Below are 16,408 nucleotides of genomic sequence, written 5' to 3' on the forward strand. Positions count from 1 at the left end.
CACCCAGCGAACAACATGATGACGCCAACAAGAAATGCCCAGGAAGTCTCACTGCGGGCCAGGGCCGGATCCGGCTCGTCCTGGTACGCGGAACTCGATCCCGCCGGCAAGCGCGCGTTCAAGGCGTCGTTCGCCGGCTGGGCGACCGATGCGTTCGACTTCATGGTGTTCAGCTTCGTGCTGGCTTCGCTGATCGACCTGTGGGGCCTCGATCGCGGCAAGGCCGGCCTCCTGAGCACCGTGACGCTGATTTTCTCGTCGGTGGGCGGCTGGATTGCCGGCATCCTGGCGGATCGCTACGGACGGGTCAAGGTACTGCAAGGCACGATCCTGTGGTTCTCGGTCTGCACGCTGGCGATCGGCTTCGCGCAGAACTTCGAGCAGATCTTCGTGCTTCGCGCGCTGCAAGGGCTCGGCTTCGGCGGCGAATGGGCGGTGGGCGCCGTGCTGATCGGCGAGATCGTCGCGCCCGCCCATCGCGGCAAGGCGGTCGGGCTGGTACAAAGCGGCTGGGCGATCGGCTGGGGTTGCGCGGCGATTCTCTACAGCATCGCGTTTTCCGTGCTGCCCGAGTCGCTCGCCTGGCGCAGCCTGTTCTGGGTGGGCATCGTGCCCGCCCTGCTCGTGCTCTACATCCGCAAGCACGTGCCGGAGCCCGACGTGTTCGTGCAGGCGGACGCAGCCCGGAAACAAGGCGCGAGCCAGCCGTCGGTGTGGGCGATCTTCTCGCGTTCGCAGATGCGGCGCACGGTCCTGGCCGCGCTGCTGTGCACGGGCATCCAGGGCGGCTTCTATGCGATGTCGACCTGGCTGCCGGCCTTCCTCAAGATCGAGCGACACTTGTCCGTGCTCAACACGAGCGCTTATCTGTTCGTGATCATCGTGGGGTCGTTCTGCGGATATGTCGTCGGCGCGTACCTTTCGGACTTCTGGGGACGCCGGCGCAACTTCATGCTGTTCTCCGCGCTGTCGCTTGTGTCGGTGTGCCTGTATCTGACGCTGCCGCTGTCGAATGCGCAGATGTTGTGGCTGGGCTTTCCGCTCGGCTTTTCTTCATGCGGGATCTTCAGCGGCGTCGGCGCCTACCTGACGGAACTGTATCCGTCGAACTTCCGCGCGAATGCGCAAAGCTTCACGTATAACTTCGGCCGCGGCATCGGCGCGCTGTTCCCGAGCCTCGTCGGGATGCTGAGCCATTCGCTCGGTCTGGCGCTGGCCATCGCGATCTTTTCGGGCGCGGCCTATGGCGTCGTGCTGTTGGCCGTGCTCCTGTTGCCGGAGACGAAAGCGCGATCGCTTTGACGGTCGGCAATGGAATGAGCGTCGTTCGACGCCCGGCAAATTCGCCGGGCGCTGCCCGGACGACGCGAGCGATTCCCGCGTGCGCCCGCCCGCGTCACTCAGCCACCGACGTACACCTGCCACTCCTCGCCGGTGGTAAAGCCCATCGACTCGTACACGTGACGCCCTGCCGGCGTGCAATGCAGAAACGCGGTATGCGCGCCGGTCTCGAACGCGGCATCCAGTACCGCCTGAGTCGCAGCCCGTGCGTAGCCTCGTCGCCGATAGGCCGGTAGCGTCGACACATTGAATACGCCGACCTGAGCGTTGCGCACGACGCCGAACGAGGTCGCGACCGGCATCCCGTCGACCTCCACCCAAAAGCCCATCATGCCGTCCGCTTCCAGCACGGCCGGCGCGCTCAGTCTTCGAAATACGCCCTCCGGCGCCTCATAGCCCGCGGCAAGCGCGCCGTTGTACCGTTCGCTGTCCGCTGCCGTGACGCGCCGCACGACCACGTGCCCGTCGCTGTTCGCCGGCGCGGCGACGCGCGCGAGCCGCTTCGTCATGAACGGCAGCGCGACGCGTTGTGTCAGGCCATGATCGTCCGCGATCCGCGCGATCTCGTCGGCGTGCGTGCTCGCATCACGGGTCTGAATGCTCCACGGCACTGCGCACGTGCTGAACGCGTCGGAAAGCAGCCTGATTTCGTCGACATCGGGCCGACGCGTCATGCTGATGACCGCGTTCAGCACGGACACGGGCGCGCCACTGTAGATCGCCTTCGTTCCATGCGCGCCGCGCTCCACGAAGCCAACATCCTGCAAGCGGCAAAACGCGTCGATCGACGCGTGCCACGCGGCCACGGAAGCATCCAGCAGTTCGGTCGGAGAGGTCATTTCGGTCCTGAACAAGGTCGGTGGCTCTATCCATCGACAACACTTGAGCAAACCGATTCATTCCGAGCCGGCACGCGGATGCCATGTGTGAGACCTGCCGCGAGCCCGGCGCGTTGCGATTCCCGGCACGGTCAGCATCACGGCAACACTCACTGCGTCGGGTCTTTCAACTCGATCAGCAGATCCTTCGCCGCGACACGCTCACCCGGCTTCACATGCACGGCCGCGATCTCGCAGTCACGCTCCGCCGCGATGTGCGTTTCCATCTTCATCGCCTCGAGCGCGAGCAGCGTCGTGCCGGCCGTCACGCGCTGCCCCGGCTGCACGGCGACTGTCACCACCGAGCCCGGCATCGGCGCAGCGACATGGAGCGGATTCGCCGCATCCGCACGCTGCAAGCCATGACGCTCCTTGCCCGCCTGCACGACCGTCTTCTGCTCGACGAGCGCGGAACGCGACTGGCCGTTCAGCTCGAACAGCACCTTCACGATGCCGTCCTGCGCATCGGCGTGCTGACCCTGCAGCGACACGAGCAGCGTCTTGCCCGGTTCGATGTCGATCGCCACTTCCTCCTGCGGCTGCAGCCCGTACAGGAACGCCGGGGTCGGCACGACCGACGTGTCGCTGTACGCGCGAACGTGCGCGTAGTAGTCGACCGTCTGCTTCGGATACATCAGATAGGAAGCGAGCTGCCGATCGTCGAGCGGCTGCTCGCATGCGGCCTCGGCCTGCGTGCGTACCGCGTCGAGGTCGACCGGCGGAATCTGGTCGCCGGGCCGATACGGCGCCGGCGGCTCGCTCTTGAGCACCTTGCGCGACAGCTCCGCCGGGAAGCCGTCGGGCGGGAAGCCCAGCTCGCCCTTGAACAGCGACACGACCGACTCGGGGAACGCGAGGTCCTTGTCCGGGTTGCGCACGTCGTCCACGCTCAGGTCGTTCGCGACCATCATCAGCGCCATGTCGCCGACCACCTTCGACGTCGGTGTAACTTTGACGATGTCGCCGAACAGGCGGTTCACGTCCGCATACGCGCGCGACACCTCGGTCCAGCGATGATCGATGCCGAGCGAGCGCGCCTGCTCGCGCAGGTTCGTGTACTGGCCGCCGGGCATCTCGTGGCGGTAGACGTCGGCCGTGCCCGCGCGAATCTCCGATTCGAACGGCGCGTAGTAGCGGCGCACGCCTTCCCAATACATCGACGCTTCGTGCAGGCGATCCGCGTCGAGCCCGGGATCGCGCTCGCTGCCGGCCAGCGCCGCCGCGATGCTCGACAGGTTCGGCTGCGACGTGAGGCCGCTCATCGCGTCGAGCGCGCCGTCCACCGCGTCGCAGCCTGCCTCGACCGCCGCGAGCACCGACGCCGCGGCGATCCCGCTCGTGTCATGCGTATGGAAATGCACGGGCAGCCCGGTTTCCTCCTTGAGCGCCTTCACGAGCGTCGCGACCGCCTTCGGGCGGCAGATGCCGGCCATGTCCTTGATGCCGAGCACATGCACGCCGGCCTGCTGCAACTCGCGCGCGATGCCGACGTAATACTTGAGGTCGTATTTCGAACGCGACGTGTCGAACAGGTCGCCGGTATAGCAGATCGCGCCTTCGCACAGCATCCCGCTTTCGCCGACCGCGTCGATCGCTACGCGCATGTTGCGCACCCAGTTCAGCGAGTCGAATACGCGGAACACATCGACGCCGGCACTTGCGGCCTGCTGCACGAAGAAGCGCACGACGTTGTCCGCGTAGTTCGTGTAGCCGACCGCGTTCGAGCCGCGCAGCAGCATCTGGAACAGGATGTTCGGCACGCGTTCGCGCAGCAGCGCGAGGCGCTCCCACGGGTCTTCCTTCAGGAACCGCAGCGCGACGTCGAACGTCGCGCCGCCCCAGCATTCGAGCGAGAACAGCTGCGACAGCTCGCGCGCGTAGAACGGCGCGATCGGCAGCATGTCGGCCGTGCGCATGCGTGTCGCGAACAGCGACTGGTGCGCGTCGCGCATCGTCGTGTCGGTCAAGAGCACCTGCTTCTGGTCGAGCATCCAGCGCGCGAATTTCTCGGGCCCAAGCTCGCGCAGGCGATCGCGCGTGCCGGCCGGAATCGCCACGGCCGTATCGATCTTCGGCAGCACCGGTTTGGGCAACGGCAGCGCCGGCAGCGCGCGACCGTTCATCTCCGCGTTGCCGTTCACGTTCAGCTCGCCGAGATAGCGCAGCAGCTTCGTCGCGCGATCGCCGCGCTTCGCGAATGCGAGCAGCTCCGGTGTCTTGTCGATGAAGCGCGTCGTCACGTCGCCCGCGATGAAGGCCGGATGGTTGATCACGTTCTCGAGGAACTGCAGGTTCGACGTGACGCCGCGAATCCGGAACTCGCGCAGCGCGCGATCCATCCGGTGAATCGATTCCGCTGCCGTCGGCGCCCACGTCGTCACCTTCACGAGCAGCGAGTCGTAGTACGGCGTGATCACCGCGCCGCCGTAGGCCGTGCCGGCATCGAGCCGCACGCCGAAGCCGGCCGCGCTGCGGTACGCGGTGAGCCGCCCGTAATCGGGCAGGAAGTCGTTCTCCGGATCCTCGGTCGTGATCCGGCATTGCAGCGCGTTGCCGTTCAACGGAATCGCCTGCTGTTCCGGCACGCCGGCCGCGCGCGCGACGAGCGCGCCATTGGCGTCCGTCGCGTCCTCCGCCAGGCCGATCCGGCCGCCTTCGGTGATGCGGATCTGCGCCTTCACAATGTCGATCCCGGTGACCATCTCGGTCACCGTATGCTCGACCTGGATACGCGGATTCACCTCGATGAAGTAGAACTGGCCGGTGTCGGCATCCATCAGGAATTCGACGGTGCCAGCGTGCGTGTAGCCCACCGCACGCATCAGCCGCAGTGCGGATTCGCATAGCGCGTGCCGGCTTTCGCGATCGAGATACGGCGCCGGCGCCCGTTCGACGACCTTCTGGTTGCGCCGCTGCACCGTGCAGTCGCGCTCGTACAGATGCACGACCGTGCCGTGCAGATCGCCGAGCACCTGCACCTCGACGTGCCGCGCATTGCGCACGAGCTTCTCGACATACACTTCGTCGTTGCCGAACGCGGCCAGCGCCTCGCGGCGCGCGACGGGCAGCAGCGTTTCGAGATCCTGATCGTTTTCGAGCACGCGCATCCCGCGTCCACCGCCGCCCCAGCTCGCCTTCAGCATCAACGGATAGCCGACTTCCTCGGCCAGCGCCTTGCACGCATCGAGATCGTCCGGCAGCGGCGCGGTCGCGGGCATCACGGGCACGCCGGCGGCAATTGCCGCATTGCGCGCGGCCACCTTGTTGCCGAGCGTGCGCATCACGTCGGGCGATGGGCCGATCCAGCGGATGCCGGCGTCGATCACGGCCTGTGCGAAATCGGGGTTCTCGGAAAGAAAGCCGTAGCCGGGATGGATCGCGTCCACCTTCGCCTGCCGCGCGACGCGCAGGATGTCGTCGATGTCGAGATACGCGGCGAGCGGCTTCTTGCCTTCACCGATCAGGTAGCTCTCGTCCGCCTTGAAGCGATGCAACGCCAGGCGGTCTTCCTTCGAATAGATCGCGACCGTGCGGACGTTCAGCTCGGCGGCGGCACGCATCACGCGGATCGAGATTTCCGAGCGGTTCGCAATCAGGATGGACTGGATGGGGGTAAGCATCACGGCAGCCATGGATAGTGAAGGGTTGAATTGAACGCGCCGATGTGCCGTCCGCCACGCGCACCACGTGCACGCGTCGCCGGTCGGCATGCGGAGCTTCGCATCGGTCGTTCGCGGCGGCATCGTCCCGGCTTTCGCCAGCCCACATGTTCGCCATATCGCGCGACAGCCGCTATCGACATCGCGACGGCGAATAGCATCCAGCCGACCAGCAGGAAATAAGGGACCGGCTCGCGGGCCGCTCGACCGGCCGGTTCATTTCACCCGGAAAGGCCGGTCAACTAAGAGATATCGCTGGAGACTGTCGCTCATCGATGCAAACGGCACGCCCCATCGAATACCCGACGGACCAGTCGGTCATTGCTCGATTTCGACGCCGGCATCGAGCCAGCCGCGCATCATCACGCCGACCTCGTCGTTCAGCCACTGCCGGAACTGCTGATATTCGGGGCGCGGCTGCGCATTCCGGTGCGTGATCAGATAGTGATGGCGATCGCGAAACACCAGCACGTCCTGCACCGGCCGCATCAGGATGCCCTGGTCGATCTGCCGGTGCACGAGGTGATGCCAGCCCAGCAGCGTGCCCTCGCCGGCCTCGGCCTGCGCGACGAGCAGCCGGTAGTCGTTGCTTTCCAGATACTTGTTCTCGGTCAGCGTGTCGGTGCCGTCGCCCTGCTGGAACCAGTTGCGCCACACGCGCCAGTCGACGTGCTCGCACACCTGCGCGCGGCCGAGCATCGACAGGTTCAGGGTCGGACGCGACAGCAGGTCCAGCGGCTTCAGCGACCGACCATGAAAGTGACGTTCGTGAAACGCGGGGCTGCACACCGGATACACGATGTCGTGAAACAGCGGCTCGACTTCGAACTCGGGCTCGCGCGGCGGGTTCTTCGTGATGATCACGTCAGGCTCGATGAGCCCGTCGAGCTCCATGAAGTGCTCGGTGACGATCAGGTTCAGCCGGATATCCGGAAACCGCTCGCGAAAGGCCGGCAATCGCGACGACAGCCACAGCGCCGAGAACGTGTGCGACACGCAGATCATCAGCGCGTGCTTGTCGGTGCGGCGCACGGCCTCCGCCGCCTCGGCGATGTTCATGATCGACAGGTACGACGCGTTGTAGAGAATCCGCCCGGCATCCGTCAGCGCGATATGCCGGCCGGTGCGCTCGAACAGAGCAACGTCGAGCGAATCCTCGAGCTCCTTGATCTGCCGGCTGACCGCAGCCTGCGTCACGCACAACACCTCGGCCGCCTGCGTGAAGCTCTCGTAGCGCGCCGCCGTCACGAAACACCGCAGCGCCCGAAGCGACGGCATCTGCGCGAGGAGTCGGTCTGCAAACAATTGCTTCTTCAACATGGCTTTCACTCTCAAAACGGAGGCCGGACGCGGCGCCGGAGAACCCGTCGTCCGCGGCCCGACGGTTGGCGGCGGGCCGTGTCATCGCAAACCTTTCAATTGTCAGAATAGTGCGGCTTGCGAGTCAGCCGGGCGGCTGGCAACGGTGGGCACCGCCGAAGCGGCGGCACGATGATGCTATTGTCGATCGATTGTGCACCGCATCGCCATTATCGGAAGCGATGATGGGCTGTGCAATGCGGGCGGCGGACCGGCATGCCCCGTCGGCCGCGCCGCCGCCCGCACCGCGCATTTGCGCGGCGCAACCGCGGCCCCGGCGGGGGCCGTCATGCCACGCCCCACTGCGCATTTGCGCGGCGCACCGCGTGCCCCGGCGGGGCCGTCATGCCAGGTTGCCGGGCCGTTGGTTGACACGCGCCGCAGCTTGCGCGGATTGCGCCGGCCTGGGCCGCACGGACCCGGCATGCCGCGCTGCCGCAGTGCCCGCACGCTCAGTCGAGCTTCAACCAGGTGGTCTTCAGCTCGCAATATTGATCGTGCGCGTAGACGGACTTGTCGCGCCCGCCGAACCCCGACTGCTTGAAGCCGCCGAACGGCGTCGACAGGTCGCCTTCGCCGAAGCAGTTCACCGTGACCGTGCCCGCGCGAATCCGCGCGGCGACCTTGTGCGCGTTGTTCACGTTGTCGGTCCACAGCGACGCGGCCAGCCCGTAGCACGTATCGTTGGCGATCCGCACCGCATCGTCGACATCGTCGTATTCGATGACGCAGACGACCGGCCCGAACACCTCGTCGCGCGCGATGCTCATCTCGGGCGTCACCTGATCGAAGATCGTCGGTTCGACGAACCAGCCGCCCGTCTCGGCGAGGATCGCGCGCCCGCCGCATACCACGCGTGCGCCTTCCGCCTTCGCCTTCTCGATATGACCGAGCACCTTCTCGTAGTGCTTCTGCTCGATCAGCGCGCCGAGCTTCACATCCGGGTCGAGCGGATCGCCGGTCTTCCACCCGGCGAGCACGGCCTGGATCTTCTCCAGCAGCTCCGCCTTCCGGCTCGATGGGACGAGGATCCGCGAGCCGGCGCTGCAGTTCTCGCCCATGTTCCAGAACGCGGCCGCGACGGCCTGTTCCGCCACCGCATCGAGGTTCGCGACGTCCGGCAGGATGACCTGCGGATTCTTGCCGCCGCACTCGAGCACGACACGCTTCAGGTTGGTGTCGGCCGAGTAGTGCAGGAACCGCTTGCCGGTCGCGGTCGAGCCGGTGAACGCGACGAGATCGACGTCCGGATGGCGGCCGATCGCCTCGCCGGCCTCGCTGCCGAACCCGGTGACGACGCTGAACACGCCCGGCGGCACGCCGGCCTCCCGCGCGAGATCGGCGATCCGCAGCGTCGACAGCGACGTCTGTTCGGCCGGCTTCACGACCACGCTGTTGCCGACCGACAGCGCGGGGCCGATTTTCCATGCGAGCATCAGCGCCGGGAAATTCCACGGCAGCACCGCGCCGACGACGCCGATCGGCTCGCGCGTGATCATGCTCACGACGCCCGCGCCGGACGGCGACAACGCGTCGTAGCGCTTGTCGGTCACTTCCGCGTGCCAGCGAATGCACGCGGCCGACTCGGGAATATCGAGGCCGAGGCATTCGCCGATCGGCTTGCCGGCTTCCAGCGCCTCCAGCAGCGCGAGTTCCTCCGCATGCTCGTCGATCAGTTGCGCGACGCGCAGCAGCACCGTCTTGCGGTGCGCAGGCGCTGCCTTCGACCAGACGCCCGATTCGAACGCGTCGCGCGCGGCCGCGACCGCCCGGTCGACGTCGCGCTCGTTGCATCGCGCGACCTCGGCGAGCGCCTTGCCCGATGCGGGGTTGAGCGTGGCGAACGTTTCGCCCGACGCCGCCGCGCTGCGGTGCCCCGCGATGAACGCGCGACCGTCGAGCGACAACGCGTTCGCCTTCTGTTTCCAGTCCTGATGGTTCGTCATGTCGTTTCCTCAATAATCAAAGCTCGGCACCGGCCGAAAACTCCTTGGCCCAGATCGTCGCCGACACGGCCAGATCGACGATCGGTCGAACCGGCAGCGGACGCGGATGCGGCTGCTTCAGCAACTGCTGCACGAGACTGTTCGATTCGCCGAGCGCGTACTCGGCGATCAGCTTGCCGGCGGACGACCCACGGCTCAGGCCGAGGCCGTTGCAGCCGATCGCTTCGTAGAGGCCGTCGGCGCGCTTGCCGAACAGCGCGCCGTTGTTGGCGGACAGGCACAGCGGCCCGCCCCACGTATATTCCAGCTCGACGCCGCCGAGCATCGGAAAGCGACGCTCGAACGAACGCTGATGCAGATGCCGCGACTTCGCGAGATCGGCCTGCGACACCTTCACGTCCGGCCGGAACGCGAAATGGTTGCGCACGCAAATACGATCGTTGCTCAGGCGCCGCACCGTCGTGCCCATCGGGTCGGCCGGAATCAGCGCCCACGAACGCGTGCCGCCGAGTGTCGCCACTTCGTCCGGATTCAGCGCGCGCGTGAGCGAGGCGAACGTGTAGACCGGCAGCAAGCCGTTCGAATGCATGCCGAAGGTCGCCGCGTACGCATTCGTGCACAGGATCACCTGTTTCGCGACGATCTTGCCGCCGGCGAAATGCAGCACGCGCGTGTCGCCGAGATGCTCAATGCGCGTCACCGCGCTGAGTTCGAACACCGTCACGTTGTCCGGTTGCGTCGCCGCCAGGCCGCGCATCAGCGCGGCCGGCTGCGCCGTGCTGCAACCCGGCGTGAACAGCGCGCCCGTATAGAAGTCCGTGCCGGTCACGGCCCGGATCCCGGCCTGGTCGAGCCATTCGAATGCTTCGCCGATGCGCGACAGCCCATCGGCGAAATGCGCGAGCGCGGTCGCGCCCTTCGGGTTGACCGACGCGTGGAATTTGCCGTCGTCGCGCCAGTCGCAATCGATGCCGAAGCGCCGCACGATCTCGCGCACATAGTCGATCCCGTGCCGCTGAAACCGCACATCGGCGCGATCCTCGTCGATGCTGCGCGAGTAGCTTTCGCTGCTGATGTCGTGCGGCAGGTCGACGAAGAATCCGGAATTGCGCCCGGCCGTCGTGCGGCCGATCCGGTCGGCCTCCACGAGCGCGACGGACGCACCGGGCGCCAGCTCCGCGAGCCGGCGCGCCGCGCACAGCCCGGTGATGCCGCCACCGACCACCACCCAGTCGAACCGGCTGTCGGACGTGACGGTGCGGGCGTCCTGCGCGGGCGGCAGGCTCTCCCACCATCCGTTCACCCCGTCGGGCGCCGGAAACCGCGCGAATTCCAGATTCGAGCCCATGATCGATTACCGGGCGTCGCGCAGCAGCGGCTTCACGAGCTTCGCGAACGCGTCACGCTCATCGCTCGACAGCGCGCCGAGCGGTGCGCGGGCCACACCGACCGGCAGGCCGGCCAGCTCGCAGCCGTAACGCACGTACTGAATGAACTTGCCGCTGCGCTCGAGCAGTTCGAGCACCGGCAGCAGTTGCGCCATCAGCTTGCGGCCGGCGGCGAAATCGCCGCGCTTCACGCACGCGTCGAACAGGTCGGTGTGCGCTTCCGGCAGGAAGTTCGACGCGCCGCCGACCCAGCTGCGCGCGCCCCATGCGAAAAACTCGAGCGCCTGATCGTCCATCCCGCAGCTCAGCACGAGCCGGCCGCTGAAATGCGTCGACAGATGATGCAGATGCGCGATATCGCCGGTGCTTTCCTTCACCGCGACGAAGTTCTTGCGCTCGAGCAGCGTCGCGAGAATGTCGTCGCCGATTTCGGCGCCGGTGCGCGCCGGGAAGTTGTACAGCATGATCGGCATGTCGAGCGCGTCGTCGACCGTGAGCAGATGCGCGAGCAATTCCTGCTGGGTCGGCTGCGCGTAGTACGGCGCGGCCACCAGCAACGCGTTCAGTCCCGCGCGTTTCGCCTCGCGGCCGAGCCGCAGCACCTCCTTCGTCGTCGTCGCGTTGATGCCCGCGGTCAGGAACGTCTTGCCGCCGGCCGCAGCGGCGACCGTGTCGAACGTGCGCGCGCGCTCGTCGAAGCTCAATGCGTAGTACTCGCCGGTCGTCCCGCCGATACCGAGGCCCGACACCCGGCCCGCGAGATCGGCCGCATGACGGCCCAGCAATGCATGATCGATTTCGCCGTCCGTGTCGAACGGGGTGACCAGCGGTGTGTGTACGCCCTCAAAGCTCATTTCGATTCCTCACTCAGGTGGATGCGCCGGGTTCCCGCCGTCGAGCGGGAAACCGGCAATTCGACAAAAACGTCGTCGGCGCGTCGCGGCATTCGTGCAGCCACGCCGAACGATTCGCTACGTGATCCGAACGATTTTTCAGGCCCGGACCGATGCGGTGTCAGGCGAACGCCTCCGCATGTGCGTAAATGGGGAACTGGCTGCACAGGTCACGCACGCGGGTCCGCACCGACCGCTCGACCGCCGGGTCGCCGCCCGGATCGCGCTCGAGCGCCGCGAGCACGTCGACGATCATTTCGCCGATCTGCTCGAACTGCGCGGGCCCGAAGCCGCGCGTGGTGCCGGCCGGCGTGCCGAGCTGGATGCCGGACGTGACCATCGGATGTTCCGTATCGAACGGAATCCCGTTCCTGTTGCAGGTGATGCCGGCGCGCTCCAGCGCCTTCTCGGCTTGCGCGCCGGTCATGCGCCGCGAACGCAGGTCGACCAGCAGCAGATGGTTGTCGGTGCCGCCCGTGACGAGCGAGAGGCCACCGGCCGTCAGCACGCTGGCGAGCGTCTGCGCGTTGCGCAGCACCCGGTCGATATGGCGGGTGAACTCCGGGCGCAGCGCCTCGGCGAACGCCACGGCCTTGCCCGCGACGACATGCATCAGCGGGCCGCCCTGCAGCCCCGGAAATACCGCCGAATCGATCTGCTGCGCGAGCTCGGCATGGTTCGTCAGGATGAAGCCGCCGCGCGGGCCGCGCAGCGTCTGGTGCGTGGTGGACGTCACGACGTCGGCGAACGGCACCGGGTTCTGATGCCGGCCGGCCGCGACGATGCCGGCGAAATGCGCGATGTCGACCATCAGCTTCGCCTCGACGCTGTCCGCGATCTCGCGGAACGCGGCGAAGTCGAGCGCGCGCGGATACGCCGAGTAACCGGCGATGATCAGTTTCGGACGATGCCGCTCGGCGAGCCGGCGCACGTCGTCGTAATCGATGCGCCGCGTGTCCGGGCTCACGCCGTACTGCACCGCGTTGAACCACTTCCCCGACAGCGCCGGCCGCGCACCGTGCGTGAGATGGCCGCCCGCGTCGTGCGACATGCCCATCACCGTGTCCCCGGGTTTGACGAGCGCGAGCATCGCCGCGCCGTTGGCCTGCGCGCCCGAGTGCGGCTGGACGTTCGCATGCGCGGCGTCGAACAGTGCGCACGCGCGGTCGATCGCGAGCGACTCGATCCGGTCGACATGGTCGCAGCCACCGGAGTACCGCCGGGACGGATAGCCCTCCGCGTACTTGTTCGTCAGCACGGTGCCCTGGGCTTCCAGCACCGCCGCCGACGCGATGTTTTCGGACGCGATCAATTCGATCTGGCTCTGCTGGCGACGCAGCTCCAGTGCGATCTCCGATGCGATCACCGGATCCCGGCTCTGGAGCGTTTCGGAAAAAAAGCGGGCGTTCTCGTTCACTTGGTGACTCCGCTGCGCGATTCGTGATGTGCTGCATGGACTGCATGAACTGCGTGTACCGCACACCGCAAGGCCGTCGGCATCGGGCGATGTGCGTCGCCGGTGGCGCGGCTTTACTGCTGCAGCCAGGCCTTCAGCTTCTCCGGATGGGCATCGACGAACTTCTTCGCGGCCGTCGCGTAGTCGTTCGTGCTGTTCCCTTCGAACTCGATCGCCTCGACGTCGGCCAGCGTCAGCTTCAGGTGCTTGAAGAACACGTCGGCGCGCGGGAACTTGCCTGCGAACTTCTTCGATGCGAACGCGTGAATCTGCTCTTCACCGCCCAGCGTGCCCTTCGGATCCTTCAGATAACGCATCTGCCACTTCTGGAACAGCCAGTGCGGGCTCCAGACCGTCGCGACGATCCACTGCTTCGACTGGTACGCACGCGACACGCTCGCCAGCATGCCGGCCTCGCTCGACGCCTGCAGGTTGTAGCCGTCCAGGTTGTAGGCCTTGATGGTTTTCTCGGACGCCTGCATCAGGCCGCCGCCCGGCTCGATGCCCTGGATCGTGCCGTTCAGCTTGCTCTTGACCTCGGGCTTGCTCAGGTCGGCGATCGACGACAGCTGCGATTCCGGAATGTAGGTCGGTACCGCCCAGCCGTTCCTGCCGCCGGTGTAGATGATGCCGACGTCATCCAGGTCGTTCTTGTACTTCGCGTAGTACGTCGCGTGCGTGACCGGCAGCCAGCCGCCGACCATGATGTCCAGATCGCCGCGGGCGACGCCCTGGTACTGGATGCCGATGTCGGCCTGGACGAACTGCACCGGCTGCTTGAGGTTCGTCTCCAGCACGTACTTCGCGACGTTGGCCACCGCGATCACGTCGGCCCAGTTGGTCACGGCGATCTTGACCGGCTCGGCCGCCGCGGCCACGCCCACACCGGCGCTGCAGGCCACCATCATCGACACCGCAAGTTTCGCCAGAAGCGATTTGAACGTATGGGTATTCATCTAGTACTCCTTGTTAATCACGCGAGTCTTTCAAGGATGAGGAACGCCTCGATCGGCGTTTCTGGTCTCCACGCACTGCTACACCGGTTCCACCGCGGCACCGTGGCCGCGGCGCTTCATCGCCCGTCGACTGCCTTCGACTGCTGCTTCGATCAGGTGCGTGCCGCGCCCTGCGGGCCGGCCTTGCCTGCACGCGCGGCCGGCCGCGCCTTCTTTTTCTTCGCCTTCACGCCGAAGCTCTCTGTCAGCCGGTCCAGCACGATCGCGAGCAGCACGACGCCCAGCCCGCCTTCGAAGCCAATCCCGATGTCGAGCCGCTGGATCCCGCTCAGCACGTACTCGCCGAGGCCGCCCGCGCCGATCATCGACGCGACCACCACCATCGACAGCGCCATCATGATCGTCTGGTTCACGCCAGCCATGATCGACGGCAGCGCGTTCGGCAGCTGGATCTTCCACAGCAGCTGCCAATCGGTGCTGCCGAACGAGCGGCCGGCCTCGATCAGTTCCTCGCGGACCTGCCGGATGCCGAGCGTCGTCAGCCGCACGACGGGCGGCATCGCGAATACGATCGTCGCGATCACCGCCGGCACGCGGCCGAGCCCGAACAGGATCACGGCCGGGATCAGGTACACGAACGCGGGCATCGTCTGCATGAAGTCGAGCAGCGAGCGCAGGATCATGCCGATCCGGTTGTTGCGCGCGCCCCAGATCCCGAGCGGCACGCCGATCACCAGGCTGAAGAACGTCGCCGCGGTCACGAGCGCAAGCGTCGAGACCGTCTGCGCCCACAAGCCCATGTAGTGGATGACGAGCAGCGCGAGGCCGACGAAAATCGAGAACGCGATGCCGCGACGCCAGAGCGCGAGTCCGACCAGGATCACGACCATCGCGATGAACGGCACGGCGGCCAGGCCGTCCTCGAGCAGCTTCACGACCGCGCCGAGCCCCGCCGAGAACGTGTCGAAGCCGACGCGGAAATGCAGAAACAGAAAGTTGACGACATTTTCCGCAAACTTCCCGATCACCGACGAATTCATGCTGCCCTCCGTTGCATCATCTGCTTGAGTATCGTCCGGCAGGACACGACGCCCGCCAGTTGTCCCGCCGCGTCCGTCACCGGCACGTCGTGCTCCTGGGTCAGCGCGATCGACGCGAGCCGATGAAGATCCGTATCGATCGAAACCGCGTTGAAGTCGTGCAGGAATGCCTCGCGGATCGGTCGCGCGCCGGAGCGATGCAGCGTGGCGGGCGTGACGCAGCCCAGGTAATGGCCGGCCTCGTCGCACACGTAACCGCATTCCGCGCCGCTGTCGATCAGCTGGTTCAGATAGCGGTCGGACGGCGCCGCCGCATCGCACCGAAGCAGCCCGCGCCCGATCGTCGTCATCAGGCTGGACGCCTTCAGGAAGCGCGACACGTCGACGTTGCGGAAGAAGTCCTGCACGTACGCATCCGCCGGCGTCTGGATCAGTTCGGCCGGCGTGCCGACCTGGATCAGGCAGCCGTCCTTCATGATGCCGATGCGGCCGCCGATCTTCACCGCCTCCTCGATATCGTGGGAAATGAACACGATCGTGCGCTGCTCTTCCTTTTGCAGGCGCAACAACTCGTTCTGCATTTCGAAGCGAATCAGCGGATCGAGCGCCGAGAACGCCTCGTCCATCAGCAGGACCGACGGATTCACCGCCAGCGCGCGCGCCAGCCCCACGCGCTGCTGCATGCCGCCGGACAACTCGCTCGGCAGCAGCTTCTCGTACGACCCGAGGTCGACGCGTTCCAGCGCGGCACGCGCCACCTCGTAGCGCTGCGCCTTCTTGACGCCCGCGACTTCGAGCCCGTAGGCGATGTTGTCGATCACGGTGCGGTTCGGAAGCAGTGCGAATGACTGGAACACCATCGCCATCTTCTGGCGCCGCACGTCGCGCAGCTCCGGCGTCGACATCGGTGCGATGTCTCGGCCTTCGAGCACGACCTGCCCGGACGTCGGCTCGATCAGCCGGTTGAGCAGTCGAACCAGCGTCGATTTACCGGAGCCAGACAACCCCATGATCACGAAGATCTCGCCGCCCCTGACGCTCAGGCTTACGTCGTTGACCGCCACCATGTTGCCGGTTTCCGCGAAGATCTCGTTGCGTCCGACACCGCGCTCGAGCAGCTCGATCGCCCGCTCGGGCTTCGGACCGAAGATCTTCGACAGGTGCTTGACGGTCAGGATGTCGGTTCCGGTCGCGATGCTCGACCGGGCGATCGACGGCGCACCGTCGGTATGGATTGCTCCGGGGGGAAGTACGTCGCCCGGCGCAAACGTCAGATTTGGGGCCATTCTGTCATCCCGACTAGCTGGTGATGGAAACCGCGAACTTCAGACGAGTCGCCTTCGATTGCCCGCTTGCCGCGTGGGCTCGATGCGCTCCTGCGTTGGTTGACGGCGCTGATTCAGTGAATGCAGCGTATCAATCCAATTACATCGGTCCCGATACATTTTCTGTGCGCTTTTCCATACCTTTGGTAATGCATCGAAAACGTGCG

The 16,408-nt window shown here is 66.3% G+C and carries 11 protein-coding genes; 1 reads left to right on the forward strand and 10 read right to left on the reverse strand.

Annotation, left to right across the window (positions count from 1 at the left end; genetic code table 11):
* The first annotated feature begins 18 nt into the window (after positions 1 to 18).
* Positions 19 to 1,302, forward strand: coding sequence for an MFS transporter (locus tag SB771_RS21205; RefSeq protein WP_175661119.1), 1,284 nt, complete (start codon positions 19 to 21; stop codon positions 1,300 to 1,302).
* A 98-nt stretch (positions 1,303 to 1,400) separates the two neighbouring features.
* Here the strand turns inward: SB771_RS21205 and SB771_RS21210 are convergent, their stop codons facing one another.
* The 10 genes from SB771_RS21210 to SB771_RS21255 all read right to left on the reverse strand — a co-directional run bounded on the left by SB771_RS21210 (position 1,401) and on the right by SB771_RS21255 (position 16,202).
* Complete coding sequence (locus tag SB771_RS21210; protein WP_175661118.1) at positions 1,401 to 2,180, reverse strand: GNAT family N-acetyltransferase; 780 nt, start codon at positions 2,178 to 2,180, stop codon at positions 1,401 to 1,403.
* A gap of 149 nt (positions 2,181 to 2,329) precedes the next feature.
* Positions 2,330 to 5,851 (reverse strand): pyruvate carboxylase, encoded by a 3,522-nt coding sequence (locus tag SB771_RS21215; RefSeq protein ID WP_175661117.1) that lies wholly within the window; start codon positions 5,849 to 5,851, stop codon positions 2,330 to 2,332.
* A gap of 345 nt (positions 5,852 to 6,196) precedes the next feature.
* The gene (locus tag SB771_RS21220; protein ID WP_175661116.1) at positions 6,197 to 7,198 is read right to left on the reverse strand and encodes a LysR substrate-binding domain-containing protein; all 1,002 of its coding nucleotides are present in this window, start codon (positions 7,196 to 7,198) and stop codon (positions 6,197 to 6,199) included.
* Positions 7,199 to 7,689: 491 nt separating this feature from the next.
* Positions 7,690 to 9,183, reverse strand: coding sequence for an aldehyde dehydrogenase (locus tag SB771_RS21225; RefSeq protein WP_175661115.1), 1,494 nt, complete (start codon positions 9,181 to 9,183; stop codon positions 7,690 to 7,692).
* Positions 9,184 to 9,199: 16 nt separating this feature from the next.
* Complete coding sequence (locus SB771_RS21230) at positions 9,200 to 10,531, reverse strand: NAD(P)/FAD-dependent oxidoreductase (RefSeq protein WP_175661114.1); 1,332 nt, start codon at positions 10,529 to 10,531, stop codon at positions 9,200 to 9,202.
* A 6-nt stretch (positions 10,532 to 10,537) separates the two neighbouring features.
* Entirely contained in the window at positions 10,538 to 11,425 is an 888-nt protein-coding gene (locus SB771_RS21235; protein ID WP_175661113.1) for a dihydrodipicolinate synthase family protein, read from the reverse strand.
* A gap of 160 nt (positions 11,426 to 11,585) precedes the next feature.
* Positions 11,586 to 12,881 (reverse strand): serine hydroxymethyltransferase, encoded by a 1,296-nt coding sequence (glyA, locus tag SB771_RS21240; RefSeq protein ID WP_175661112.1) that lies wholly within the window; start codon positions 12,879 to 12,881, stop codon positions 11,586 to 11,588.
* Positions 12,882 to 12,994: 113 nt separating this feature from the next.
* The gene (locus tag SB771_RS21245) at positions 12,995 to 13,876 is read right to left on the reverse strand and encodes a glycine betaine ABC transporter substrate-binding protein (protein ID WP_175661111.1); all 882 of its coding nucleotides are present in this window, start codon (positions 13,874 to 13,876) and stop codon (positions 12,995 to 12,997) included.
* Between the two features lie 152 nt (positions 13,877 to 14,028).
* Positions 14,029 to 14,916, reverse strand: a complete 888-nt coding sequence (locus SB771_RS21250) for an ABC transporter permease (RefSeq protein WP_175661110.1) — start codon at positions 14,914 to 14,916, stop codon at positions 14,029 to 14,031.
* Positions 14,913 to 16,202: a glycine betaine/L-proline ABC transporter ATP-binding protein gene (locus SB771_RS21255; protein ID WP_175661109.1), complete on the reverse strand. Its 1,290-nt coding sequence runs from the start codon at positions 16,200 to 16,202 to the stop codon at positions 14,913 to 14,915. The genes SB771_RS21250 and SB771_RS21255 overlap by 4 nt, the downstream gene beginning before the upstream one ends.
* Positions 16,203 to 16,408: the final 206 nt, after the last annotated feature.

It is taken from the genome of Burkholderia sp. SIMBA_051, from assembly GCF_046534915.1.
GTDB lineage: Bacteria > Pseudomonadota > Gammaproteobacteria > Burkholderiales > Burkholderiaceae > Burkholderia > Burkholderia ambifaria.

Bases quoted from the DNA above. Each gene is read 5' to 3' on its own strand.
- SB771_RS21205 (WP_175661119.1), top strand. From the start codon at position 19: ATGACGCCAACAAGAAATGCCCAGGAAGTCTCACTGCGGGCCAGGGCC.
- SB771_RS21210 (WP_175661118.1), bottom strand. From the start codon at position 2,180: ATGACCTCTCCGACCGAACTGCTGGATGCTTCCGTGGCCGCGTGGCAC.
- SB771_RS21215 (WP_175661117.1), bottom strand. From the start codon at position 5,851: ATGGCTGCCGTGATGCTTACCCCCATCCAGTCCATCCTGATTGCGAAC.
- SB771_RS21220 (WP_175661116.1), bottom strand. From the start codon at position 7,198: ATGTTGAAGAAGCAATTGTTTGCAGACCGACTCCTCGCGCAGATGCCG.
- SB771_RS21225 (WP_175661115.1), bottom strand. From the start codon at position 9,183: ATGACGAACCATCAGGACTGGAAACAGAAGGCGAACGCGTTGTCGCTC.
- SB771_RS21230 (WP_175661114.1), bottom strand. From the start codon at position 10,531: ATGGGCTCGAATCTGGAATTCGCGCGGTTTCCGGCGCCCGACGGGGTG.
- SB771_RS21235 (WP_175661113.1), bottom strand. From the start codon at position 11,425: ATGAGCTTTGAGGGCGTACACACACCGCTGGTCACCCCGTTCGACACG.
- SB771_RS21245 (WP_175661111.1), bottom strand. From the start codon at position 13,876: ATGAATACCCATACGTTCAAATCGCTTCTGGCGAAACTTGCGGTGTCG.
- SB771_RS21250 (WP_175661110.1), bottom strand. From the start codon at position 14,916: ATGAATTCGTCGGTGATCGGGAAGTTTGCGGAAAATGTCGTCAACTTT.
- SB771_RS21255 (WP_175661109.1), bottom strand. From the start codon at position 16,202: ATGGCCCCAAATCTGACGTTTGCGCCGGGCGACGTACTTCCCCCCGGA.